Here is a 25,579-nt window from a genome sequence, read left to right as displayed (position 1 = left end):
AGCTGGCATTTCGCGGCGGCATACATTAGCAGGGTTTGCCGGATTAGCGGCTACTCACATGCTGTTCCAGCAGGATCCGATTGGAAAGAGAGACTAGCTCACCCTCATTGGTCAGCAATGTGGTTTTCACCGTGCCGATCTCCTCGATCTGCCCTTCGACCTCGCCAACACGCACTTGTTGCCCAACCTGATACAACTCACGCACATAGATTCCCGCAAGAATCTGACCGGCAATTTCCCGGCTTCCCAACCCCATGGCCAGCGCAACCGCCAGACCAACGGTAATCAAAACGATGACAATCACATGGTTCAGCAGGTCGGTCTTGACCTCGAGCTGACTGATCGCGACCGAGATGCTGATGATGATCACCAGCCCTTGGGCAATTCGCCCAAGCCCCGAAGCGTAGTCCAGGCCCACACCTTCTGCCGCCCCGCGCACCAGCCCGTTGGCCAATTGCGCAAGCAATACACCCACCAGCAACACCAGCGCCGCGCCGAATACTTTCGGCAAATAGAGCGCCAACATATCCAGCGTAGCTGAAACTCGCTCAAGGCCAAGGGATTCTGCTGCCGAAACCAGAAAGATCAGCAGAACGAACCAGTAAACGATTTTGCCGATCAGGGTCGAGATTGGAACCTGCAGCCCGGCCCGCGACATTAATTTGGTCAGGCCGGTGCCACCCATCAGGCGATCGAGGCCGAGTTTGGCGAGCAGTTTGGAGAGCAAAGTATCGAGCAGCTTGGCCACGACGAAACCCAACAGCAGCACGACCAGTGCGCCGAACAGGTTCGGAATGAAGTTGGCTACTTTGGTCCACAACGCAGTCATTGCAGTGACGAGGCTCTGAGTCCAGAGGTCGAGTTCCATATTCAATCAGCCTTATCAGCAGTGCGAGCGGTAGGTTTACGAAGACGGGAAACCGGCGAGACATGGGCCGAGCCGTTATTCAGGGCGATCATCAGCGCGGGCAGCCAGCGGCCCAGCAGGCTGAACAGATCACCGGCGCCAACCTGGCGGTTGGCGGTTTTGAGTACGCGGCCCAGACAGGCATCGTCGTCGCGGCTGGACGGCGAAGCGTTGAGCATGTCGCGCAAAGACTGTTCAAACGGATCGTGCATACGCACCTCTCGTGATGTCTGTGAAAGACGCGGGCAGATGTGGTCGGGTCACATGCGCCATTTTCAGACCCAGCGCAAACGACGGAATAACCACCACTGACCGAAGGCCAGAGCGAGCACCGTCAAGCAGGCGATCAGGAAGCCATAAGGGCTGCTGGAGAATGGAATTCCGCCAACGTTGATGCCCAGCAGACCGGTGATGAAACTCATCGGCAAAAAGATGCAGGTGATGATCCCGAAGCGGTACATCGTGCGATTCATGCGCTCGCTCAAACGCCGGTCTTCCGCCTCCAGCACAAGCCCCACGCGCTCCCGGGTCAATTCGAGCTCCTCGAGATAGCGGGTCAGGCTGTTGTTCAATTCGTTCCAGTAATCGGCATCGTCATCGACAAACCAAGGCAGTTTTATCCGCGTCAGTTGTCCGAAAATATCCCGCTGCGGCGCAAGAAAACGCTTCAACCCAGCGGCCCTGCGCCGGATGTGCAAAATGGCACCATGCTCGGGGGTATACCGTTCGTCGGCATCCATCTTTTCTTCTTCCTCATCGGCGATTTCCGAGAGGCAGGTGACCAGATCCTGCACCTTGTTGGTGAGGAACTGCGCCAGATAAAGAATGAGTTCAGAAGCCGTTTTCGGGCCTTTGCCGTCCGCCAATTGCACCAACAGTTCATCAGTGGCACGCAAAGGACGCAAACGCAGGGAAATCACCCGCTGGGCGGAAGCGAAAATCCGCACCGAGACCATGTCTTCCGGCTCGGCACCCGGGTTTAGATTGACGCCGCGCAAGAACAACAGCAATTCGGAATCGGTCAACGGCAACAGGCGCGGTCGAGTGTTCTCTTCCAGCAGCAAGTCGCAGGTGAATTCATTTAGGCCGCTGGATTTGCGCAGCCAGGTCTGGGTTTGCGGATGGCTGCGATCCCAATGCAGCCACAGGCTTTCATGGGCCTGCAACTGCAAATCGTCGAGCTCAGTCCGGGCTATCGAACGCGCACCGCCTTTACCGTCCAGCACCAGGGCATGCACCAGCCCCCATTGCGCGTTTTCTTCCTCGAACATCCGCATCCCTTTGTCGAAAATCTTATTCAGGCATTTTCAGCGGGCTCGGCGAGACGATCACGCCGTTGTTGTCCGCATAAATGTAGTGGCCCGGGTGGAACGTCACGCCGGCAAACGTCACCGCGACGTTGAGGTCACCAATGCCGCGTTTTTCGGTTTTCATCGGGTGGCTGGCCAGCGCCTGCACGCCCAGATCGGTCTGGGCAATGACGTCGACGTCACGGATGCAGCCGTAGATCACCAGCCCTTCCCAACCGTTCCTGGCGGCTTTCTCGGCGATCATGTCGCCCAGCAATGCACGTCGCAGCGAACCGCCGCCATCGACCACCAGCACCTTGCCGTTGCCTTTGAGTTCGGCTTGTTCCTTGACCAGCGAGTTGTCTTCGAAGCATTTGATAGTCACGATTTCGCCGCCGAATGAATCACGGCCACCGAAATTGCTGAACATCGGTTCCAGCACCTGCACCAGCTCCGGATAGGCGTCGCACAGGTCAGGCGTAAGGTAATGGTTCATCGAAAAACTCCTGTAAAAAGCAAGACGATCAAGGATGCCGCGTTCTGAAGAGACGAGTGCCGGTGGTCGCTGTTTACCTTAGCTCATTGAATGTTCGCTGAATGAACCTGAACAAACGCTGAAACGTAATCGCTAAACTGCCACCGAATATGACCAGAACCGCACAATTCGTCATATCTTAGCCGCAAGCCGACCTGAACGAAATGCCCTTTACCCAGCCCCGTCTCAGACCGCAGCAGCCAGATCAGGCTTCTCGCCCAGTAACGGCGTGTGCTGATCGTTCAACCAGCGCGCTACCAACGGCCACACTTCATTCTGCGCCGCTTTGCTCACCAACATTTCAACATGACCGAAATTATCGGTGAAACCCTGCTCGCGCCCCAGATTGACGAATTGCTTGTGCTCGGAGCCGATCTGTTCGAACAGTTTGCGACAGGCCCAGGCCGGATCCTGATGATCCCCCGCCGCCGTCACTGCCAGCACCGGCACCTTGACGTCGGCCAGACCCGCCCACCAATCCTTGTCCTTGTCACCAAAACGGCCGAACAAGCCGTACCAGCGCATGCTTTCCAGCGCCAGGCCGATCGGTTCATCTTCCGGGCCTCGTTTAAGCCGCGAACCCGACAATTGCGCAAAGCGCTTGAGAATAAAGCGCCCGCTCCACTCGACCGGCGGGATTTTCAGCGGCCAGTAAGTACGGCTGACCTGGGTGCCGAAAAATGCCGCCGAAGCCACTGCCGGCTCGCCAAGATATTCGCCACCGAGTGCCGCCGCCAGGGTGATGCCGCCCAGCGAATGGCCGATCCAGTGCGGAACCTGCCCGCTCTGCTCTCGCACGAACGCGGCAATCGCCGGCAAGTCGTAACGGGCGTAGTCGGCGACACGGTTGCGCCGGTATTCCTCGTTGCGCTGCGACAAACCGTGACCGCGCATCTCCGGAATCCACACGTCGAACCCAAGTCGCGTCAGATACGCGCCCAGGCCCAGGCCTTTCGGTGAAAACCAGAAACGTCGATTGGAAAAACTGCCGTGCAGCAAAATCACCGGCACACCGCGAGGCGCCGAGTCATCGGCCATGCCCAACCGGGTCACAGCGATTTCCACGGACCAGTCGGGGCTGTTGCCGGGTTTCAGGCGATACACGTCTTCGCTCAGATCGCCGCGCCGTTCGGCGCTGATCAGGGCGACAGGAAATAGGTCACTGCTGCTTTGCATAATGCTCTTGCACAAAAAAGGGCGGCATCTACAGGAGCCCGCCCTACTTGAATCTCAAAACCCGCCTCCTGTGGAAGCGAGCCTGCTCGCGAAAGCGGAGTGTCAGCCAATATCCATGGCGGATGTTGCTCCGTCTTCGCGAGCAGGCTCGTTCCCACAGGGAACGGGCCGTTCACATACTTATCAGGCCGGCGCTTGGCCTTCCGCCAGGAAGAACCAGGTTTCCAGCACGGTGTCCGGGTTCAGCGACACGCTTTCGATGCCCTGCTCCATCAGCCACTTGGCCAGATCCGGGTGGTCGGATGGACCCTGACCGCAGATACCGATGTACTTGCCGGCCTTGTTGCACGCGGCAATCGCGTTGGCCAAGAGCTTCTTGACCGCCGGATTACGCTCGTCGAACAGGTGCGCGATGATACCGGAATCGCGATCCAGGCCCAGCGTGAGCTGAGTCAGGTCGTTGGAACCGATCGAGAAACCGTCGAAGAATTCGAGGAATTCTTCAGCAAGGATCGCGTTGGATGGCAATTCGCACATCATGATCACGCGCAGACCGTTCTCGCCGCGCTTCAAGCCGTTTTCGGCGAGCAGATCCACCACTTGGCTGGCTTCGCCGAGGGTACGGACGAACGGCACCATGATTTCGACGTTGGTCAGGCCCATTTCGTTGCGCACACGCTTCAGCGCGCGGCATTCAAGCTCGAAGCAGTCGCGGAACGATTCGCTGATGTAACGCGAAGCGCCACGGAAGCCCAGCATCGGGTTTTCTTCTTCCGGCTCGTAGAGCTTGCCGCCGATCAGGTTGGCGTATTCGTTGGACTTGAAGTCCGACAGACGCACGATGACTTTCTTCGGTGCAAACGCGGCAGCGAGGGTGCTGATGCCTTCAACCAGTTTCTCGACATAGAAACCGACCGGATCGTCGTAACCAGCGATACGCTTGTCGACGCTTTCCTTGATTTCCTGCGGCAGACCGTCGTAGTTCAACAGCGCTTTCGGGTGCACACCGATCATGCGGTTGATGATGAATTCCAGACGGGCCAGGCCGACACCGGCGTTCGGCAGCTGCGCGAAGTCGAAGGCGCGGTCCGGGTTGCCGACGTTCATCATGATCTTGAACGGCAGCTCCGGCATGGCGTCGACGGAGTTCTTCTTGATGTCGAAACCCAGCTCGCCTTCGAAGATGTAACCGGTGTCGCCTTCGGCGCAAGACACGGTCACGCCCTGGCCATCCTTCAGCAGTTGGGTGGCATTGCCGCAACCGACGACTGCCGGGATACCCAGCTCGCGAGCGATGATTGCTGCGTGGCAGGTACGACCGCCACGGTTAGTGACGATGGCGCTGGCGCGCTTCATGACCGGTTCCCAGTCCGGGTCGGTCATGTCGGAAACGAGTACGTCGCCCGGCTGGACTTTGTCCATCTCGGACACATCCTTGATGATGCGCACTTTCCCGGCGCCGATGCGCTGGCCAATCGCACGACCTTCCACCAGCACGGTGCCGGTTTCTTTCAACAGGTAACGTTCCATGACGTTGGCCTGGGTGCGGCTTTTCACGGTTTCCGGACGGGCCTGCACGATGTACAGCTTGCCGTCGTCACCGTCCTTGGCCCACTCGATGTCCATCGGGCAGCCGTAATGCTTTTCGATGATCATCGCTTGCTTGGCCAGCTCGCTGACTTCAGCGTCGCTCAGGCAGAAACGTGCACGATCAGCCTTGTCGACATCGACAGTCTTGACCGAACGACCGGCCTTGGCCTCGTCGCCGTAGATCATCTTGATGGCTTTGCTGCCGAGGTTACGACGCAGAATCGCCGGACGACCGGCCTCCAGCGTGCCCTTGTGGACGTAGAACTCATCCGGGTTGACCGCGCCTTGTACAACGGTTTCGCCCAGACCGTAAGCGCCGGTGATGAACACCACGTCACGGAAACCGGATTCGGTATCGAGGGTGAACATCACGCCGGCAGTGCCGGTTTCCGAACGCACCATGCGCTGCACGCCAGCCGACAAGGCGACCAGTTTGTGGTCGAAGCCCTGGTGCACGCGGTAGGAAATCGCACGGTCGTTGAACAGCGAAGCGAACACCTCTTTGGCGGCGCGGATAACGTTTTCCACACCACGGATGTTCAGGAAGGTTTCCTGCTGACCGGCGAAGGAGGCGTCCGGCAGGTCTTCGGCGGTAGCGGAAGAACGCACGGCCACGGCCACGTCAGGGTTGCCGGCCGACAGCGCGGCGAACGCGGTGCGGATCTCGGCATTCAGTTTTTCGGGGAATTCGGCTTCCATGATCCATTGACGGATCTGCGCGCCGGTCTTGGCCAGGGCGTTGACGTCGTCGACGTCGAGCGCGTCGAGGGCCTGGTGGATCTGGTCGTTGAGGCCGCTCAGTTCGAGGAAATCACGATAGGCCTGAGCCGTCGTGGCGAAGCCGCCGGGGACCGAAACACCGGCGCCTGCCAGGTTACTGATCATCTCGCCCAGGGATGCGTTCTTGCCCCCCACATGCTCAACATCGTGTTTGCCGAGCTTATCGAGGGAAACTACGTACTCTACCAAGGTGATCTCTCCACTAACTGTGTTGGAAAAGCTCAGAAACCGGCGGCCCGGGGGAGCCTTGGCCGGTTGTATGGCCTGGACCTGGAAAATAAGTGAGAATGCTGGCCATTGGCGGCCGGCAAATCGCGCCTATCATATCCAAGATTGATGACTAGCTTAAGGCCCAAGGTGCAAATGAAACGATCTGCTTTCTTCATCTCCGATGGCACCGGCATCACTGCCGAAACCCTGGGTCAAAGCCTCCTGGCGCAGTTCGAAAACATTACCTTCAGCAAATTCACGCGACCGTACATCGACAGCGTGGATAAAGCGCGAGCCATGGTACAACAAATCAACAAAGCCGCTGAAACCGACGGCTTCCGTCCGATCATCTTCGACACCATCGTCAATCAGGACATCCGTGAGATTCTCGCAACGTCCAATGGTTTCATGATCGACATTTTCTCGACCTTCCTCGCCCCACTGGAGCAGGAACTGACCGAGCATTCTTCCTATACCGTCGGCAAATCCCATTCGATCGGGCACAACTCCAATTACATGGAGCGCATCGAGGCGGTTAACTTTGCCCTCGACAACGACGACGGCGCGCGCACGCACTATTACGACAAAGCCGATTTGATACTAGTGGGCGTGTCGCGATGCGGCAAAACGCCGACGTGTCTGTACATGGCCATGCAGTTCGGCATCCGCGCGGCCAACTATCCGCTGACCGAAGACGACATGGAGCGTCTGACCCTGCCTACTGCCCTGCGCGCGCATCAGCACAAGCTGTTCGGCCTGACCATCGACCCGGACCGCCTCACCGCGATCCGCAACGAGCGCAAGCCCAACAGCCGCTATTCGAGCTACGCCCAGTGCGAATTCGAAGTGCGTGAAGTGGAGAATCTGTTCCGCCGCGAAAACATCCCCAACATCAACTCCACGCATTTTTCGGTGGAAGAGATTTCGGCGAAGATTCTGGTGGAGAAAGGTGTGGAGCGGCGGTTCAAATAGATTTGTGGTGTCTGGGCTGACGCTTTCGCGAGCAGGCTCGCTCCCACAGTTTGATCGCGTTTATCCCGTTGAAATGCGGTCGAATGTGGGAGCGAGCCTGCTCGCGAAGAACTATTACACGGTGTCTGTTAATGCCTTGGCCAGAGCTTCAAAACCTGCCAGCAACAACCGATCATCCCCCACCGCATTACACACACTTACCCGAATGAACTGCGGCACCGCTGAATGCCCGACCGCAAACGCCTCGGCGGTGGCTACCAGATAGTTGTTTTCCTTCAACTCCGCCGCAATCTGCGACGCCCGCCACAGCTCAGGCACCTCCACCCAGAAATGCGGACTGTAAGGGTGAGTCTTGTAATTCAAACCCTGCAGAACAGGCGCCACCAACGCTTTGCGCCGAGCGATCTCGCTGATCTGCTCGTCCAGCAAACGCTCGGCCATGCCGCTTTCGATCCACAGGCTCGCCACTTCCATCGATAACGGATTGGCCATCCAGCAGGTGGCGCGGATGGCGGCACTCAAACGCCCGATCAACGCTTGCGGCGCGTGCAGATAACCAACGCGCAAACCCGCTGAAACAGCCTTGCTCAAACTGCCGATCAGCACTGAACGCTCCGGCGCAAAATAACTGAGCGGCAACGGGCGCTGGCGATCCAGTACTGCGTGGGCTTCATCTTCGATGATCAACAAATTGTGCTGGCGACAGAGCTCGGCGAGCGCCTCGCGCCGTGGGATCGACATCACAGCGGCTGTAGGATTCTGGATCGTTGGGGTGCAATACAGCGCTGAAACACGATGCTGACGGCAAATATCCTCCAGCGCCGACGGTAAAAGCCCTTCGTCGTCCATCGCCGCGCCAAGGAGTTTTATCCCGAGCTGGCGTGCGACGCCGATCAATCCCGGGTAGGACAGATGCTCGGTCACAACGGTGTCGCCGGCCTTGAGCAAGCCCATCAATGCGCACAACAGACCATGCTGACCACCGTTGACGCACAACACCTGATCGACGTGCGGGACAAACGCCCCGTGCTGCAGCCAGACCGCACCCGCCAAGCGGTGCCGTGCCAGCCCACCTTCAGCGGTATACCCGGTCAATTGCTGCAACACCCGCGGATCGCTGGCCAGCTCCTGCAGGCTCTGGCTCATGAACGCCGCTTCTTGCGCTGGAATCGGTTGATTGCGGCTCATGTCGAAACAGGCCGAAGGCTCATCACTGACATTGCGAAAGCCTTTGTCCTGCGGCCGCTCCATCCCGCGCTGACGCACATAGGTGCCATCTCCTACGCGAGCCACCACCAATCCGACACGCTCAAGTTCACCGTAGGCACGGCTGATGGTGCCGATGGTCACCCCCAGGCTGTCCGCCAGCAAACGGTGCGGCGGCAACTTGCATCCCGCATCGATGACGCCCTCATCGATGGCTTGCGCGACTGCATCCGCCAGACGTTTGTACTTCACGCCCACGCCGTTGACGAGGCCATCGCGAAGGATTGACACCATGGCAATACTTACTTTGACAGTCATTGTCACCCCGAATAGCGTGCTTAAAACAGATTCAATCAGGAATAGACCGTTTCCGCGATCAGGTCAATTCCACCGTTCGGAGCACGCCGCATGTCGACCGCCGTCAGCACACCGATGAACATCAGCAAACCCTGGCTCGCCGGATTGATCACCAGTACCTTGTTTCTGATCGTCTGCCTGAGTTGGGGCACGACGTGGCTGGGTATCAAGATTGCGGTGGAAAGCGTGCCACCGCTGACCGCCGCCGGGCTGCGTTTTCTGATCGCTTTTCCGCTGTTCCTGAGCTTCGCGCTGTTGCGCAAGGAACCGCTGTTTTTTCCAAAGCAAAGTCGCTGGTTCTTTGTGTTCGTCACGCTGTCGTATTTCAGCCTGCCCTACTACCTGCTCAACTACGGCGAGATGCACGTGTCATCGGGCCTGACCGCCCTGCTGTTCAGTTGCATGCCAGTTTTTATCCTGCTGTTCTCGGCGCTGTTTCTGCGCGAGAAAATCTACCCGTCGCAAATGCTCGGCATCGCGATTGGCTTTGGCAGTCTGTTCATGATTATTCGCAGTCAGGGTCTGCATCTGGATCAGGCGGAATGGCTTGGCGTACTGGCAATTCTGTGTGCAGCGGTGATGCATGCGCTGTGCTACGTGGTGACGAAAAAACACGGCAGCGCGATCAGCGTGATCACCTACAACACGCTGCCGATCGGCATTGCCGGCCTGATGTTATTTATTGTCGGTCTGAGCATTGAGACGCCGGCGTTCAGTGACGTCAGCGCCCGCTCGTGGGGCGCCCTGCTGTATCTCGGGTTGGTGGCATCGGTGGGTGGATTCATCGTTTACTTTTTGCTGCTTAAACGCTTGAGCCCGATCATCCTGTCGTTCGTGTTTATCATTTTCCCGGTGTTCGCCGTGATCATCGGCGCCTGGTACGAAGGGCAAACCCTGTCCCGGGAACTGATGATCTATTCGGCGATTTTGTTGAGCGGTTTTGCGATCACCAAATTGCCTGTGGAAAAGTGGTTCAGATAACCAACATATCCACAAAGCGGTTAACAGCCGTTGCTTCAAGCAGCGCCTGATCCTTGCACAACGCGAAGATCTCGCTGCTGCGCTGACCGGTGAAGCGCGTGGCCAGGTTGGCTTTGAACTTGTCCTCCAGCAACGGAATGCCCTCGGCACGGCGCCGGCGATGGCCGATCGGGTATTCCACCACGACGTTTTCGGTGCTGCTGCCGTCCTTGAAAAAAACTTGTACGGCGTTGGCGATCGAACGTTTGTCGGCCTCGAGATACTCGCGGGTGAAACGTGGCTCTTCGACGATGACCATTTTTTCGCGCAGCACATCAATGACTGGATGCGCCCGGTGGAAATCGTCTTCGTACTGCTCGGCGACCAGATTGCCGAACGCCAGCGGCACGGCGGTCATGTACTGGATGCAGTGGTCGCGGTCGGCGGCGTTGGCCAGCGGCCCGACCTTGGAAATGATGCGAATTGCCGATTCGTGGGTGGTGATGACGATCTTGTCGATCTCGTGCAGACGATTGCGCACCTGCGGGTGCAAGGTCACCGCCGCTTCGCAGGCGGTTTGCGCGTGGAACTCGGCGGGAAAGCTGATTTTGAACAGGACGTTTTCCATCACGTAACTGCCGAACGGCCGCGAAAAACTGAAAGCGCGTTTATCTTCCGGTTTCAGCGCCAGATCGCTATTGGTGTGGCTGAACAGTACGTCATAAAAGCCCCACTGTTTCGCAGTCAGCACGCCGGGAATACCCATTTCGCCGCGCATGGCGATGTCGGCCAGACGCACGCCACGACTCGTCGCATCCCCCGCCGCCCAGGACTTTCTAGAGCCGGCATTCGGCGCATGACGATAGGTGCGCAGCGCCTGACCATCGGCGAACGCATGGGAAAGCGCCGACAACAATTGCTCGCGATTGGCGCCCATCAGTTTGGCGGTAACGGCGGTCGAGGCGACTTTCACCAGAATGACGTGATCGAGTCCTACACGATTGAAGGAGTTATCCAGAGCAATCACGCCTTGAATCTCGTGGGCCATGATCATCGCTTCCAGCACATCGCGAATCGTCAGCGGCGCTTCAGCATTGGCCAGACGCTTCTGCGAGAGGTGATCGGCCACCGCAAGAATGCCGCCCAGGTTGTCCGATGGATGGCCCCACTCGGCGGCGAGCCAGGTGTCGTTGTAGTCGAGCCAACGGACGATGCAGCCGATGTCCCACGCGGCTTTCACTGGGTCGAGGCGATAAGACGTACCCGGGACTCGCGCACCAAACGGCACGACGGTGCCTTCGACGATTGGGCCAAGATGCTTGGTGCATTCGGGAAAGCGCAGTGCCAGCAGGCCGCAGCCCAGCGTGTCCATCAGGCAGTTGCGGGCGGTGTCGAGAGCTTCGGTGGAGGTGACTTTGAAGGTGAGGACGTAGTCGGCGATGTCCTGCAGGACATGGTCGTAGTCGGGGCGGTTGTTCAGGTCGACGTTGGCGCTCATTGCGGTTCTCCTGTGCGGGAATGATGAGTGGGTGCGGTCTTCCTCAGGGCTTGGCGGGTTTGGTCTGGGTGATTGCAGGTCTGGGGTGCCTGCTCTTTTTGTGTTTCTTCAGTCGGAGGCCCCTCACCCTAGCCCTCTCCCGAGGGAGAGGGAACTGATTGGGGGATGCTGTGGAGGTTCACCGACGTGAACGATCGCCATTGAATCCATAATCGATCTGGTCAATGCACAATTTCAAACACCTCGGTCGGCCCCTGAATCCATAATCAACTCGTTCTTTCAGGTCGATGTACAACCCCAGACACCTCGGTCGGCCCCTTGAACCCATAATCGACTCGATCTTTCAGGTCGATGTACTACTCCAGACACCTCGATCGGCCCCCTCACCCTTTGGGAGAGGGCTGGGGTGAGGGTGAAAAATCTCAAATCAGAAAGAATCACCCGGGATGCGTACGTAGCCTTCCATGAGAACGCGTGCGCTACGGCTCATGATGGCTTTCTTCACCACCCACTCGCCGTTTTCCAGACTGGCTTCAGCGCCAACACGCAACGTTCCGGACGGATGTCCGAAGCGCACGGCATTCCGTTCAACGCCACCCGCCGCAAGGTTCACCAACGTGCCGGAAATCGCTGCCGCCGTACCAATCGCCACCGCCGCCGTGCCCATCATCGCGTGATGCAACTTGCCCATCGACAACGCCCGCACCAGCAAATCCACGTCACCAGCGGCAACCGCTTTACCACTCGACGCCACGTAATCCACAGGCTTGGCAACGAACGCGACTTTCGGCGTGTGCTGCCGTTTCGCCGCTTCATCAAGATTAGCAATCAGTCCCATGCGCAGCGCGCCATAAGCCCGAATCGTCTCGAACATCTGCAATGCTTTCGGATCGCTGTTGATCGCACTTTGCAGCTCAGTGCCGGTATAACCAATGTCTGCGGCGTTGACGAAAATCGTCGGGATGCCGGCGTTGATCATGGTCGCCTTGAACGTGCCAACGCCCGGCACTTCCAGCTCATCGATCAGGTTGCCGGTAGGAAACATCGAACCACCGCCACCCTCTTCTTCCGCCGCCGGGTCCATGAATTCGACTTGTACTTCAGCAGCCGGAAAAGTCACGCCATCGAGTTCGAAATCACCGGTTTCCTGCACTTCGCCGTTGGTGATCGGCACGTGGGCAATAATCGTTTTGCCGATGTTGGCCTGCCACACGCGCACCACCGCGACACCGTTGTGCGGAATGCGGCTGGCATCGACCAGGCCATTGCTGATGGCGAACGAACCGACCGCTGCCGAGAGGTTGCCGCAGTTGCCGCTCCAATCCACAAAGGGCTTGTCGATGGAGACCTGACCGAACAGGTAATCGACGTCGTGATCAGCCTTGATGCTTTTCGACAGGATCACGGTTTTGCTGGTGCTCGACGTCGCGCCGCCCATGCCGTCGATTTGTTTGTCGTACGGGTCGGGACTGCCGATCACGCGCAGCAATAAAGCGTCGCGAGCCGGACCGGGAATCTGCGCCGCTTCAGGCAGATCCTTGAGGCTGAAAAACACGCCTTTGCTGGTGCCGCCGCGCATGTAGGTGGCGGGGATTTTTATTTGTGGTGCGTGAGCCATATTGCTCCTTACCGAAAGCATGGGACTTAAAATCCCATGCCCGCATCAGTTGATTTAAACGGCAACCGCCGACTCTTCAAGGAAGTCCTGAGCGAAGCGCTGCAACACGCCGCCAGCCTCGTAGATCGAGACTTCTTCAGCGGTATCCAGACGGCAAGTCACCGGCACGTCAACGCGCTCGCCGTTCTTGCGATGGATCACCAGCGTCAGGTCCGCGCGCGGCTTGCGCTCGCCGATCACGTCATAGGTTTCGCTGCCGTCGATGGCCAGCGTGTGACGGTCAGTGCCCGGCTTGAACTCCAGCGGCAACACACCCATGCCCACCAGGTTGGTGCGGTGAATGCGTTCGAAACCCTCAGCGGCAATCGCTTCGACACCGGCCAGACGCACGCCTTTCGCCGCCCAGTCGCGGGACGAACCCTGACCGTAATCGGCGCCGGCAATGATGATCAGCGGCTGCTTGCGTTCCATGTAGGTTTCGATGGCTTCCCACATGCGCATCACTTTGCCTTCCGGCTCGACACGGGCCAGCGAACCCTGTTTGACCTTGCCGTTTTCCACGACCATTTCATTGAACAGTTTCGGGTTGGCAAACGTTGCGCGCTGCGCGGTCAAGTGGTCGCCACGGTGCGTTGCGTAGGAGTTGAAGTCCTCTTCCGGCAAGCCCATTTTCGCCAGGTATTCGCCGGCGGCGCTGTCGAGCATGATTGCGTTGGACGGCGACAGGTGATCGGTGGTGATGTTGTCCGGCAGCACCGCCAGCGGGCGCATGCCCTTGAGCGGACGCGCGCCGGCCAGCGCACCTTCCCAGTACGGCGGACGGCGGATGTAGGTGCTCATCTCGCGCCAGTCGTACAGCGGCGTGACTTTCGGGCCAGTGTCTTCATGGACGGCGAACATCGGAATGTAGACCTGACGGAACTGCTCAGGCTTGACCGAAGATTTCACCACAGCGTCGATTTCTTCGTCGCTCGGCCAGATGTCTTTCAGGCGGATTTCTTTGCCGTCCACGACACCGAGCACGTCTTTTTCGATATCGAAGCGGATGGTCCCGGCAATCGCATAGGCGACCACCAGCGGCGGCGAAGCGAGGAACGCTTGCTTGGCGTACGGGTGGATGCGGCCGTCGAAGTTGCGGTTGCCCGAGAGCACGGCGGTGGCGTACAGATCGCGGTCGATGATCTCCTGCTGAATCACCGGATCGAGCGCACCGGACATGCCGTTGCAGGTAGTGCAAGCGAAGGCGACGACACCGAATCCGAGCTGCTCCAGCTCCGTGGTCAGCCCCGCTTCGTCGAGGTACAGCGCCACGGTTTTCGAACCTGGCGCCAGCGAAGATTTCACCCACGGCTTGCGGGTCAGACCGAGTTTGTTGGCATTACGCGCCAGCAGTCCGGCGGCAATCACGTTGCGCGGGTTGCTGGTGTTGGTGCAACTGGTGATGGCGGCGATGATCACCGCGCCGTCAGGCATTTGCCCCGGCACGTCATCCCACTGACCGGAGATGCCTTTGGCGGCCAGATCCGACACCGCAACGCGAGCATGCGGGTTGCTTGGGCCGGCCATGTTGCGCACCACCGAGGACAGATCGAAAGTCAGACCGCGCTCGTATTGCGCGCCTTTCAGGCTGTCTGCCCACAGGCCGGTGAGCTTGGCGTACTGCTCGACCAACTGCACTTGCTGGTCTTCACGACCGGTGAGTTTCAGGTAATCGATGGTTTGCTGATCGATGTAGAACATCGCCGCCGTGGCGCCGTATTCCGGGGCCATGTTGGAGATGGTCGCGCGGTCGCCAAGGGTCAGCGCAGCGGCGCCTTCGCCGAAGAACTCCAGCCACGCGCCGACGACTTTCTGTTTGCGCAGGTATTCGGTCAGCGCCAGCACCATGTCGGTGGCAGTGATGCCCGGTTGCAGCTTGCCGGTCAGTTCGACGCCGACGCTTTCCGGGAGGCGCATCCACGAGGCGCGACCGAGCATCACGCTCTCGGCTTCGAGACCGCCAACGCCGATGGCAATCACGCCCAAAGCATCGACGTGCGGGGTGTGGCTGTCGGTGCCGACGCAAGTGTCGGGGAACGCCACGCCCTCACGCACCTGGATCACCGGAGACATTTTCTCCAGGTTGATCTGGTGCATGATGCCGTTGCCCGGTGGGATCACGTCAACGTTCTTGAAGGCCTTTTTGGTCCAGTTGATGAAGTGGAAACGGTCTTCGTTGCGACGGTCTTCGATGGCGCGGTTTTTCTCGAACGCCTGCTTGTCGAAACCGCCTGCCTCCACTGCCAGCGAGTGGTCGACGATCAATTGCGTCGGCACTACCGGGTTGACCTGCGCCGGGTCACCGCCCTGCAAGGCGATCGCGTCGCGCAGGCCAGCGAGGTCGACCAGCGCGGTCTGACCGAGAATGTCGTGGCAGACCACGCGCGCCGGGAACCACGGGAAGTCGAGGTCGCGTTTGCGTTCAATCAGTTGCTTGAGGGAATTGGTGAGCGTGGCCGGGTCGCAGCGACGCACAAGGTTTTCCGCCAGCACGCGGGAGGTGTACGGCAGGGTGTCGTAACTGCCGGGCTGAATCGCTTCGACAGCCGCACGGGCGTCGAAATAATCCAGAGGGCTGCCGGGCAGGGTTTTGCGAAATTCTGTGTTCATCGGGTCAGGACTCGGGTCACGGTAGTTGCAAAGGGTGGCTGACACAAACCTGAGTTACACACCATCCACTGTGGGAGCGAGCCTGCTCGCGAAAGCGGTGGATCAGTCGACATCGATGGTGAATGTCAGTCCGTCATCGCGAGCAGGCTCACTCCTACAGGGATTTGCGGTGTTTTCCGGGATCGCGTCAGCTCACCATTTCAGCGACGTTCGATTGGCACGAACTTGCGCTGTTCGACGCCGACGTACTCGGCGCTTGGACGGATGATGCGGTTGTTGGCGCGTTGTTCGAACACATGCGCAGCCCAGCCAGTCAGGCGCGAGCAGACGAAGATCGGCGTGAACAGCTTGGTCGGGATGCCCATGAAGTGGTACGCCGAGGCATGGTAGAAATCGGCGTTGGGGAACAGTTTTTTCTGCTCCCACATGGTCTTGTCGATGGCTTCGGAAACCGGGAACAGCACTTTGTCGCCGACTTCATCCGCGAGTTTTTTCGACCAGCCCTTGATCACCTCGTTGCGCGGATCGCTGTCCTTATAGATCGCGTGGCCGAAGCCCATGATCTTGTCCTTGCGCTCAAGCATGCCGAGGGTGCCTTTGATCGCCTCTTCCGGCGACGCGAAGCGCTCGATCATTTCCATCGCTGCTTCATTGGCGCCGCCGTGCAACGGACCGCGCAGCGAACCAATAGCGGCCGTTACGCAAGAATACAAATCGGACAGGGTCGAGGCGCAGACGCGCGCGGTGAACGTCGAGGCGTTGAATTCGTGTTCGGCGTAAAGAATCAGCGAGACGTTCATCACTTTCACGTGCAATTCGATCGGCTTCTTGTCGTGCAGCAGGTGCAGGAAGTGGCCGCCGATGGTCGGCTCGTCGCTGACGCAATTGATGCGTTTGCCGTCGTGGCTGAAGCGATACCAGTAGCACATGATCGCCGGGAACGCGGCCAGCAAGCGGTCAGTCTTGTCGCGTTGCTCGGAAAAGTCTTTCTCCGGCTCGATATTGCCGAGGAACGAGCAACCGGTGCGCATCACGTCCATCGGGTGGGCGTCGGCGGGGATGCGTTCGAGCACTTCTTTCAGCGCTTGTGGCAGGTCGCGCAGCTTGCTGAGTTTGCCTTGGTATTCGTCGAGTTGCGCCTGGGTTGGCAGCTCGCCGTAGAGCAGCAGGTAAGCGACTTCTTCAAATTGCGCATCGGCAGCGAGTTCGCGCACGTCGTAGCCGCGATAGGTCAGCCCGGCACCGGCCTGGCCCACGGTGGACAGTGCGGTTTGCCCGGCGACCTGGCCACGGAGCCCGGCGCCACTGAGTACTTTTGCTTCGGCCATTGTGTTCTCCAATCTTGAATTTGTTAGGGAGTGTGGCGAAAAGATCGCAGCCTCGTTGCACTCGACAGCTCCTACAGGGAGCTGTGTAGAAGCTGCCGCAGGCTGCGATCTTTTGATCTTTATTTCTTGGCGGCAAACAACGCATCGAGCTTCTGCTCGAAGGTGTGGTAATCGATGCGATCGTAAAGCTCCATGCGAGTCTGCATGGTGTCGATGACATTCTGCTGCGTGCCGTCACGGCGGATCGCCGTGTAGACGTTTTCCGCAGCTTTGTTCATCGCGCGGAACGCCGACAGTGGATAGAGCACCAGCGACACGTCGGCGCCGGCCAGTTGCTCGGTGGTGTACAGCGGTGTCGAACCGAACTCGGTGATGTTGGCCAGAATCGGCGCTTTCACAAGGTTGGCGAACAGCTTGTACATCTCCAGCTCAGTGATCGCTTCCGGGAAAATCATGTCCGCACCGGCCTCAATGCACGCGGCAGCGCGATCGAGTGCCGATTCCAGACCTTCCACCGCCAGCGCATCGGTGCGCGCCATGATCACGAAGCTGTCGTCAGTACGGGCGTCAACGGCGGCTTTGATGCGGTCGACCATTTCCTGCTGGCTGACGATCTCTTTATTCGGACGGTGGCCGCAGCGCTTGGCGCCGACCTGATCCTCGATGTGGATCGCCGCCGCGCCGAACTTGATCATCGACTTGACCGTGCGCGCCACGTTGAACGCCGAGGAGCCGAAACCGGTGTCGACGTCGACCAGCAGCGGCAGATCGCAGACGTCAGTGATGCGCCGAACGTCAGTCAGCACATCGTCCAGACCGGTGATGCCCAGATCCGGCACGCCAAGGGAACCTGCGGCCACCCCGCCACCGGACAGGTAGATCGCCTTGAAACCGGCGCGCTTGGCCAGCAGCGCGTGGTTGGCGTTGATTGCGCCGACCACCTGCAATGGATGCTCGCTGGCGACCGCATCGCGGAAACGCTGGCCTGGAGTGCTGTGCTTGGAACTCATGACTCACCTCGTTCAGTGGCTGTCTTATTGTGGGCGCCGTCCTGGTAATGACGGGCGATGTTGCGTTTCGAGGCGCCGATGTGACGGCGCATCAACAATTCCGCGAGCTCGCCGTCACGGTCGGCGATGGCATCGAGAATCCGGTGGTGTTCGGCAAAAGCCTGGCGCGGGCGGTTCGGTGTGGTGGAAAACTGGATGCGGTACATGCGCACCAATTGATAGAGCTCGCCGCAGAGCATCTGCGTCAGCGTGCGATTGCCGCTGCCCTGGATGATCCGGTAGTGAAAGTCGAAATCGCCTTCCTGCTGGTAGTAGCCAACGCCAGCCTGAAACGCCGCGTCGCGCTCGTGGGTTTCCAGCACCCGGCGCAGTTCGTCGATTTCTTCAACGCTCATGCGTTCGGCCGCCAGACGGCAGGCCATGCCTTCGAGGGATTCGCGGATTTCATAGAGTTCGAGCAATTCGGCGTGGCTGAGCGACACCACCCGCGCGCCGACGTGCGGCACGCGTACCAGTAAACGCTGGCCTTCGAGACGGTGAATCGCCTCGCGTAACGGTCCACGGCTGATGCCGTAGGTGCGTGCCAGCTCCGGTTCGGAGATCTTGCTGCCCGGGGCGATCTCGCCTTTGACGATGGCTGCCTGAATGCGCCGGAAGACGTTTTCCGAGAGTGTCTCGGAATCGTCGCCGCTGATGACCGGGGGATCGAGTTGATCCAGCATGATTGTCGACACCTTCAAATCCAATGCGGCAAAAACTAGCCAATTCGCCCGCATCAGTCAAAGGATAAATAGGTATTGTCGACAATCGTCTAATAACCGTAGGCAATCTCCCATTGGTCGATTAATCCCTGTGGGAGCGAGCCTGCTCGCGAAAGCGTACTGTCAGTCAGCATCTGCATGGGATGACGCACCGCCTTCGCGAGCAGGCTCCCACAGGGTTCCCAAAGGGGTATAGACCGGCTCGGGCGCTGGCGCCATAAACCCACCGTGCTAGAATGCCGCCCGCATTTGCTGGCCATTTGTACGGCTTGTCATATAAAGCTGCCAGGCACACGAAGGGCCTTGCGCAAGTTTTGCCAAGGACCTGAACCGAAAACGGAACGCTGCGCACCAGGATTTATGAGACTCAAGCCCTTCCCCACATTCTTTGCCCTGTTTTGCCTGCCCGGCCTCGCCGCCGCGGGGGAAAAAACCGTGTACGGCCTCAACGAATACGCTTCGCTTGACGGCATCAATCTCGAAGTCGCGGCCAAGCTCGACACCGGCGCGAAAACCGCCTCGCTGAGTGCCCGCGACATCAAACGCTTTAAACGCAACGGTGAGTCCTGGGTTCGTTTCTACCTGGCCATCGACGCCGCGCACTCGCACCCGATCGAACGGCCGCTGGCCCGGGTCAGCAAGATCAAGCGCCGTGCTGGCGACTACGACCCGGAAGAAGGCAAGAAGTACACCGCCCGTCCGGTGATCGAGCTGGATATCTGCATGGGATCAGCGATGCGCAGCATCGAAGTGAACCTGACCGACCGAAGTGCGTTCCAATATCCGCTTTTGATCGGCTCCGAGGCGCTGAAACGCTTCGACGCGCTGGTCGACCCCAGTCTTAAATACGCTGCCGGCAAACCCGCCTGCACCATCGCCGCTCATACCGCCGAGTAATTTCCATGCGTTCTCTAACCTTCCACCTGAAAATCCTGATCACCATTCTGGTGCTCCTGGGCGTTTCGGTTACGGCCTATCAGATTTTCGTGCTCGGCATCCCGGTGACCGAAGACGCCACCGACGACTTGTGGAACATCGACGCCAAGGTCGAGTTCGTCGCCAGCACCAAGGATCCGGTGAAGATCCAGATGTTTGTGCCGCCGTTGAGCCGCGATTACGTCAGCCTCAACGAGAGCTTTATCTCCAATAACTACGGCGTTGCGGTGAACCGCGTCGATGGCAACCGCAAGGTCACTTGGTCGGCACGCCGCGCCAAGGGCAACCAGACCCTTTATTACCGTCTGGTACTGACCAAGCGTTACACCGCCGAAAAATCCAAGGTCAAAGGCCCGACCTTCCGCGACAGCATGGCCATCGAAGGCCCGGAGAAAATCGCCGCCGAAGCCCTGCTTGCGCCGATCCGCCAGCACTCGGCTGACGTCGAAACCTTTATTGGCGAGGCGATCAAGCGCGTCAACAACGTCAACGATGACAACGTGAAACTGCTGCTGGCCGGCGATCCATCGACCGCGCACAAAGCCAAAATCGTCGAACTGCTGCTGTCCATCGCCCACGTGCCGGTGGAAAAGGTCCACACCATCCGCCTCGTCGCCGACCAGCCACAAATGCCTGAGCTGTGGCTGCGCAGCTTCAACGGCAACGACTGGCTGTACTTCAACCCGGAAACCGGCGAGCAAGGCCTGCCGACCGACCGCCTGCTGTGGTGGACCGGCGATGAAAACCTGATCACCGTCGACGGTGGCAAAAAAGCCAACGTGACCTTCAGCCTGAACAACAGCGAGATGAATGCGATTCGTCTGGCCAAGCTGACCGACGAAAACACCGACGCCAACTTCCTCGAATACTCGCTGTACGGCTTGCCGCTACAGACCCAGCAGACCTTCATGATCATGGTGATGATCCCGATCGGCGTGCTGGTGATCCTGATTCTGCGCAACCTGATCGGCCTGCAGACCCTCGGCACGTTTACCCCGGTACTGATCGCCCTCGCCTTCCGCGAAACGCAGCTGGGCTTCGGCATTCTGCTGTTTACCGTGATCACGGCGCTGGGCCTGTCATTACGTTCATATCTGGAACACCTGAAGCTGCAAATGCTGCCGCGACTCTCGGTGGTGTTGACCTTTGTCGTGGTGCTGATCGCGGCGATCAGTCTGTTCAGCCATAAACTGGGTCTGGAGCGTGGCTTGTCTGTAGCGCTGTTCCCGATGGTGATTCTGACCATGACTATCGAACGCCTGTCGATCACCTGGGAAGAGCGCGGTGCCAGCCATGCGATGAAAGTCGCGATTGGTACGCTGTTCGCCGCATCTCTGGCGCACCTGATCATGACCGTGCCTGAGCTGGTGTACTTCGTGTTCACCTTCCCGGCGATCCTGCTGATTCTGGTCGGCTTCATGCTGGCGATGGGTCGCTATCGCGGCTACCGCCTGACCGAACTGGTGCGTTTCAAGGCTTTCCTGAAGAAGGCTGACGCCTGATGTTCGGTTTCTGGAAGACCTGGAAGGCGCTGGAGGCGCGGGGCATCATGGGCATCAATCGGCGTAACGCCGACTACGTGCTCAAGTACAACAAGCGCAGCCTGTACCCGATCGTCGATGACAAGATCATCACCAAGGAGCGCGCCATCAAGGCCGGCATTCACGTGCCGGAGTTGTATGGCGTGATCTCCACCGAAAAGGAAATCGACAAGCTCGGCGAGATCATCGGCGGGCGCAGCGACTTCGTGATCAAACCGGCCCAGGGCGCTGGCGGTGACGGCATCATTGTCATCGCCGACCGTTTCGAGGGTCGCTATCGCACGGTGTCGGGCAAGATCCTTGCCCACGAAGAGCTTGAGCATCACATCTCGAGCATCCTCACCGGTTTGTATTCGCTGGGCGGCCACCGCGATCGGGCGCTGATCGAATACCGGGTGACCCCGGACCAGATCTTCAAAAGCATCAGCTACGAAGGCGTGCCGGACATCCGCATCATCGTCTTGATGGGCTATCCGGTGATGGCGATGCTGCGTTTGCCGACCCGGCAGTCCGGCGGCAAGGCCAACCTGCACCAGGGCGCCATCGGCGTCGGCGTGGATCTGGCCACCGGTCTGACGTTACGCGGCACCTGGCTGAACAACATCATCACCAAACACCCCGACACCACCAACGCGGTGGACGGCGTGCAACTGCCCTACTGGGACGGTTTCATGAAGCTCGCGGCAGGCTGTTATGAGCTGTGCGGGCTGGGCTATATCGGTGTGGACATGGTGCTCGATCAAGAGAAAGGCCCGCTGATTCTCGAGCTGAATGCGCGGCCGGGGCTGAATATCCAGATTGCCAATGACTGTGGGCTGACGTTGCGCACGCACGCGGTGGAAGCGCGACTGGAAGAGCTGAAGGCGCGTGGGGTGACGGAATCGGTTGAAGAGCGGGTGGCGTTTACTCAGGAAATGTTTGGGCATATTCCTGCGGTCGAAGGCTAAAAGCTCAAGAGCTGAAAAGCTAAAAGCCCCTCACCCTAGCCCTCTCCCAGAGGGAGAGGGGACTGACCGAGGTGGATATTAGAGCTACGCCGACTTGAAAGTCTTGATTCGAACTCAGGCCTTGAAAAGCATGCAGATCGGCTCCATCCCCCAAGATATCGAGCGAACCCAAGTTTTGAAAAGCCCCCGATCTGCTCCCTTTCCCCCTCGCCCCCCTTGGGGGAGAGGGCTGGGGTGAGGGGGTAGGCTTTTGATTTTGATCTGACAGCCGAGAGAGGACTACAATCCCCTCCCCGCCTCAACGGCCGATCTGCCCCGCCCATGTTGACCTGTTCCGTACACCCGCTGCCCTACCGCGCCAATCCCGCCGACTACTTCGCGGCCATCCGCAACGCGCCCGGCGCCGTACTGCTCGACAGCGGCCGGCCAAGTGCCGACCGTGGTCGTTATGACCTGCTCAGCGCCTGGCCGCTGGAACAACTGGCGGTGTTGCCCGACGAAAGCGGCAATCATTTCCTGCAACGTCTGCGTGACAATCTGAATCGCCTCGGTGAGGCTGATTTGCCAGCAAGTTTCGAGCTTCCATTCGCTGGCGGTTTGATCGGTTACCTGAGCTACGATTTCGGTCGGCATCTGGAAAACCTGCCGAGCCAGGCGTTGGATGATCTGCAATTGCCGGACGCGCGTTTTGGCCTGTACGCCTGGGCATTGATCAGCGATCACCAGATGGCCACCAGCCAATTGGTCTTCCACCCGTCCGTGATCGACGGCGAAAAACAACGCCTGATTGCGTTATTCACTCAGCCACATGCTGATGCGCTGACCCCGTTCAAATTGAACGCCCCGATGACCGCCGACCTCTCGGCCGACGATTACCGCCAAGCCTTCGAACGCATTCAGCACTACATCCAGGCCGGCGACTGCTATCAGGTCAACTTCGCTCAGCGCTTCCGTGCGGCGTGTCAGGGCGATCCGTGGCTGGCTTATTGCGCATTGCGCGAAGCCTGCCCGACACCGTTCTCCGGTTTCCAGAGCCTGCCCGAGGGCGGCGCGGTGTTGAGCCTGTCGCCGGAGCGCTTCGTCAAAGTCAGCGAACGCCAAGTGGAAACCCGCCCGATCAAAGGTACTCGCCCCCGTGGCCTGACACCCGCCGAAGACGCCGCCAACGCCGCCGAACTGCTGGCCAGCCCCAAGGATCGCGCAGAAAACCTGATGATCGTCGACCTGCTGCGCAACGATCTCGGCCGCACCTGCCGCATCGGCTCGGTACGCGTGCCGGAGCTGTTCAGTCTGGAAAGCTATCCGAACGTGCATCACCTGGTCAGCAGCGTCACCGGTGAACTGGCGGATGATCGCGACGCACTGGATTTGATTGCCGGCAGTTTCCCCGGCGGCTCTATCACCGGCGCGCCGAAGATTCGCGCGATGCAGATCATTGATGAGCTGGAACCGACCCGACGCGGTTTGTATTGCGGCTCGTTGCTGTATCTGGACGTACGCGGCGAGATGGACAGCTCCATCGCGATTCGCAGTCTGTTGGTCAAGGATGGGCAAGTGTGCTGCTGGGGCGGTGGCGGGATTGTCGCCGATTCGGATTGGCAGGCGGAGTATCAGGAGTCGATCACCAAAGTCAGAATCCTCCTCGAAACCCTGCAAAACCTTTAAAAGCTATCGCGAGCAGACTCACTCCTACATTTGGAATGCGATCCCCTGTAGGAGTGAGCCTGCTCGCGATGGCGTCTTTTCAGACGACTACAAACTCAACTCTCTGTTCGAAGCCTTCAGGAACTCCTGCTTCAACTCAGCAAACGTATGCACCGCAGGAAATTGCGGGAACTCGCGAATCACATTCTCCGGCGCATGGAACAGAATCCCCGCATCCGCCTCGCCCAGCATCGTCGTGTCGTTATACGAATCCCCCGCCGCAATCACCCGGTAATACAGGCTCTTGAACGCCAGCACCGACTGACGCTTGGGATCTTTCTGACGCAACTGATAGCTGGTCACCCGCCCGGTCTCGTCAGTGATCAGACGATGGCAAAGCAAGGTCGGGAAGCCCAGTTGGCGCATCAGCGGCTGCGAGAACTCGTAAAACGTATCCGACAGAATCACCACCTGAAAGCGCTCACGCAGCCAGTTGACGAACTCCACCGCGCCATCAAGCGGCTTGAGCGTGGCGATCACTTCCTGAATGTCCGACAGCTTCAAGCCGTGCTCGTCGAGGATGCGCAGACGCTGCTTCATCAGCACGTCGTAATCGGGAATGTCCCGGGTGGTGGCCTTGAGGGATTCGATTCCGGTTTTTTCGGCGAAGGCGATCCAGATTTCCGGCACCAACACCCCTTCAAGATCCAGGCAAGCAATTTCCACAAGACACTCCCGTTTGTATTGATTATTTGAGTCGAGCGAGGCCGAACTCTAGCGACTCACATGCAGACGCGCAACGCACAGCACGCCCCCGAGCCGTGCAGCTTTTTGTTACCATCAGCGCCATATAGAGCGCCCAGCGCCACCGACCTGTAGGAAGCCGCCCTGATGAGTGCAACGTTCGACGTCGTGGAACTCGCCACGACCTATGCCAATAAATCCGCCCAGGACATTCTGAAACTCGCGTTTGCCGAGTTCGGCGATGACCTGTGGATCTCTTTCAGCGGCGCCGAGGATGTGGTGCTGGTGGACATGGCCTGGAAGCTCAACAAGAACGTCAAGGTGTTCAGCCTCGACACCGGCCGCCTGCACCCGGAGACCTACCGCTTCATCGATCAGGTGCGCGAGCACTACAAGATCGACATCGAACTGGTGTCGCCGGACTACACGAAACTGGAACCGTTCGTTAAGGAAAAAGGCCTGTTCAGTTTCTACAAGGACGGCCACGGCGAATGCTGCGGCATCCGCAAGATCGAACCGCTGCGGCGCAAACTCTCCGGCGTCAAAGCCTGGGCCACCGGCCAGCGCCGCGATCAGAGCCCGGGCACGCGTAGCGCTGTGGCGGTGATGGAAATCGACACCGCGTTCTCCACGCCGGAGCGCACGTTGTACAAGTTCAACCCGTTGGCGCAGATGACCAGCGAAGAGATCTGGGGCTACATCCGCATGCTTGAGCTGCCGTACAACAGCCTGCATGAACGCGGCTTTATCAGCATCGGCTGCGAACCGTGCACCCGCCCGGTGCTGCCGAACCAGCATGAGCGCGAAGGCCGCTGGTGGTGGGAAGAGGCGACGCAGAAAGAGTGCGGACTGCATGCCGGCAATATCATTAGCAAGGCGTAACGCCCTGCCGCGCTGATTTCCCCCTGTAGGAGTGAGCCT

The 25,579-nt window shown here is 59.2% G+C and carries 21 protein-coding genes; 7 read left to right on the top strand and 14 right to left on the bottom strand.

Annotation, left to right across the window (positions count from 1 at the left end; translation table 11 throughout):
* Nucleotides 1-43: 43 nt before the first annotated feature.
* From QOM10_RS09425 to ppsA, 6 genes are all read right to left on the bottom strand, one after another.
* Nucleotides 44-868 carry a mechanosensitive ion channel family protein gene (locus QOM10_RS09425; RefSeq protein ID WP_316917908.1) on the bottom strand — a complete coding sequence of 275 codons (825 nt, stop codon included), beginning with the start codon at nt 866-868 and terminating at the stop codon, nt 44-46.
* 2 nt (nt 869-870) lie between these two features.
* Complete coding sequence (locus QOM10_RS09420; protein ID WP_008076827.1) at nt 871-1,119, bottom strand: hypothetical protein; 249 nt, start codon at nt 1,117-1,119, stop codon at nt 871-873.
* Nucleotides 1,120-1,182: 63 nt separating this feature from the next.
* Nucleotides 1,183-2,178, bottom strand: coding sequence for a zinc transporter ZntB (locus QOM10_RS09415; protein WP_150775088.1), 996 nt, complete (start codon nt 2,176-2,178; stop codon nt 1,183-1,185).
* Nucleotides 2,179-2,200: 22 nt separating this feature from the next.
* Complete coding sequence (gene rraA / locus QOM10_RS09410) at nt 2,201-2,692, bottom strand: ribonuclease E activity regulator RraA (RefSeq protein ID WP_127926489.1); 492 nt, start codon at nt 2,690-2,692, stop codon at nt 2,201-2,203.
* A 225-nt stretch (nt 2,693-2,917) separates the two neighbouring features.
* Nucleotides 2,918-3,907: an alpha/beta fold hydrolase gene (locus QOM10_RS09405; protein ID WP_127926488.1), complete on the bottom strand. Its 990-nt coding sequence runs from the start codon at nt 3,905-3,907 to the stop codon at nt 2,918-2,920.
* Between the two features lie 183 nt (nt 3,908-4,090).
* Entirely contained in the window at nt 4,091-6,466 is a 2,376-nt protein-coding gene (gene ppsA / locus QOM10_RS09400; protein WP_127926486.1) for a phosphoenolpyruvate synthase, read from the bottom strand.
* Nucleotides 6,467-6,640: 174 nt separating this feature from the next.
* Here ppsA and QOM10_RS09395 point away from each other — a divergent pair, with 174 nt between their 5' ends.
* Nucleotides 6,641-7,459 carry a pyruvate, water dikinase regulatory protein gene (locus QOM10_RS09395; RefSeq protein ID WP_007916411.1) on the top strand — a complete coding sequence of 273 codons (819 nt, stop codon included), beginning with the start codon at nt 6,641-6,643 and terminating at the stop codon, nt 7,457-7,459.
* 114 nt (nt 7,460-7,573) lie between these two features.
* Here QOM10_RS09395 and QOM10_RS09390 read toward each other — a convergent pair whose 3' ends face one another.
* Nucleotides 7,574-8,983, bottom strand: coding sequence for a PLP-dependent aminotransferase family protein (locus QOM10_RS09390; protein ID WP_316917907.1), 1,410 nt, complete (start codon nt 8,981-8,983; stop codon nt 7,574-7,576).
* 114 nt (nt 8,984-9,097) lie between these two features.
* Between QOM10_RS09390 and QOM10_RS09385 the strand changes: the two genes are divergently transcribed.
* Entirely contained in the window at nt 9,098-10,003 is a 906-nt protein-coding gene (locus QOM10_RS09385) for a DMT family transporter (protein ID WP_174245107.1), read from the top strand.
* On the opposite strand, the gene prpD is transcribed toward QOM10_RS09385, so the two are convergent.
* From prpD to QOM10_RS09355, 6 genes are all read right to left on the bottom strand, one after another.
* Complete coding sequence (gene prpD / locus QOM10_RS09380; protein ID WP_316917906.1) at nt 9,996-11,480, bottom strand: 2-methylcitrate dehydratase; 1,485 nt, start codon at nt 11,478-11,480, stop codon at nt 9,996-9,998. The two genes, QOM10_RS09385 and prpD, sit on opposite strands and share 8 nt — an antisense overlap.
* A gap of 427 nt (nt 11,481-11,907) precedes the next feature.
* Nucleotides 11,908-13,098 carry a 2-methylaconitate cis-trans isomerase PrpF gene (gene prpF / locus QOM10_RS09375; protein ID WP_316917905.1) on the bottom strand — a complete coding sequence of 397 codons (1,191 nt, stop codon included), beginning with the start codon at nt 13,096-13,098 and terminating at the stop codon, nt 11,908-11,910.
* 54 nt (nt 13,099-13,152) lie between these two features.
* Entirely contained in the window at nt 13,153-15,747 is a 2,595-nt protein-coding gene (acnD, locus tag QOM10_RS09370; RefSeq protein WP_316917904.1) for a Fe/S-dependent 2-methylisocitrate dehydratase AcnD, read from the bottom strand.
* 200 nt (nt 15,748-15,947) lie between these two features.
* Nucleotides 15,948-17,075 (bottom strand): 2-methylcitrate synthase, encoded by a 1,128-nt coding sequence (prpC, locus tag QOM10_RS09365; protein WP_160038921.1) that lies wholly within the window; start codon nt 17,073-17,075, stop codon nt 15,948-15,950.
* 119 nt (nt 17,076-17,194) lie between these two features.
* Nucleotides 17,195-18,085: a methylisocitrate lyase gene (gene prpB, locus QOM10_RS09360; RefSeq protein ID WP_316917903.1), complete on the bottom strand. Its 891-nt coding sequence runs from the start codon at nt 18,083-18,085 to the stop codon at nt 17,195-17,197.
* Complete coding sequence (locus QOM10_RS09355; RefSeq protein ID WP_172828118.1) at nt 18,082-18,804, bottom strand: GntR family transcriptional regulator; 723 nt, start codon at nt 18,802-18,804, stop codon at nt 18,082-18,084. Before QOM10_RS09355 ends, prpB begins: the two co-directional genes overlap by 4 nt.
* A 402-nt stretch (nt 18,805-19,206) precedes the next feature.
* Between QOM10_RS09355 and QOM10_RS09350 the strand changes: the two genes are divergently transcribed.
* The 4 genes from QOM10_RS09350 (at nt 19,207) to pabB (ending at nt 23,935) form a co-directional block, all read left to right on the top strand.
* Entirely contained in the window at nt 19,207-19,743 is a 537-nt protein-coding gene (locus QOM10_RS09350; protein ID WP_016983749.1) for an ATP-dependent zinc protease, read from the top strand.
* A gap of 5 nt (nt 19,744-19,748) precedes the next feature.
* Nucleotides 19,749-21,284, top strand: a complete 1,536-nt coding sequence (locus tag QOM10_RS09345; protein ID WP_150751645.1) for an inactive transglutaminase family protein — start codon at nt 19,749-19,751, stop codon at nt 21,282-21,284.
* On the top strand, nt 21,284-22,270 hold the full coding sequence (locus QOM10_RS09340) for an alpha-L-glutamate ligase-like protein (RefSeq protein WP_122605876.1): 987 nt from the start codon (nt 21,284-21,286) through the stop codon (nt 22,268-22,270). The genes QOM10_RS09345 and QOM10_RS09340 overlap by 1 nt, the downstream gene beginning before the upstream one ends.
* A 321-nt stretch (nt 22,271-22,591) precedes the next feature.
* A complete protein-coding gene (gene pabB / locus QOM10_RS09335) occupies nt 22,592-23,935 on the top strand; it encodes an aminodeoxychorismate synthase component I (protein ID WP_316917902.1) in 1,344 nt (447 codons plus the stop codon).
* Nucleotides 23,936-24,022: 87 nt separating this feature from the next.
* Here the strand turns inward: pabB and thrH are convergent, their stop codons facing one another.
* Complete coding sequence (thrH, locus tag QOM10_RS09330) at nt 24,023-24,640, bottom strand: bifunctional phosphoserine phosphatase/homoserine phosphotransferase ThrH (protein WP_095047760.1); 618 nt, start codon at nt 24,638-24,640, stop codon at nt 24,023-24,025.
* Between the two features lie 165 nt (nt 24,641-24,805).
* Here thrH and QOM10_RS09325 point away from each other — a divergent pair, with 165 nt between their 5' ends.
* Nucleotides 24,806-25,540: a phosphoadenylyl-sulfate reductase gene (locus QOM10_RS09325; protein WP_141129074.1), complete on the top strand. Its 735-nt coding sequence runs from the start codon at nt 24,806-24,808 to the stop codon at nt 25,538-25,540.
* Nucleotides 25,541-25,579 lie beyond the last annotated feature (39 nt).

Source organism: Pseudomonas sp. P108 (genome assembly GCF_032613195.1).
In the GTDB taxonomy this organism is placed as follows: domain Bacteria; phylum Pseudomonadota; class Gammaproteobacteria; order Pseudomonadales; family Pseudomonadaceae; genus Aquipseudomonas.
This window is presented reverse-complemented; position numbering and strand designations above follow the sequence as displayed.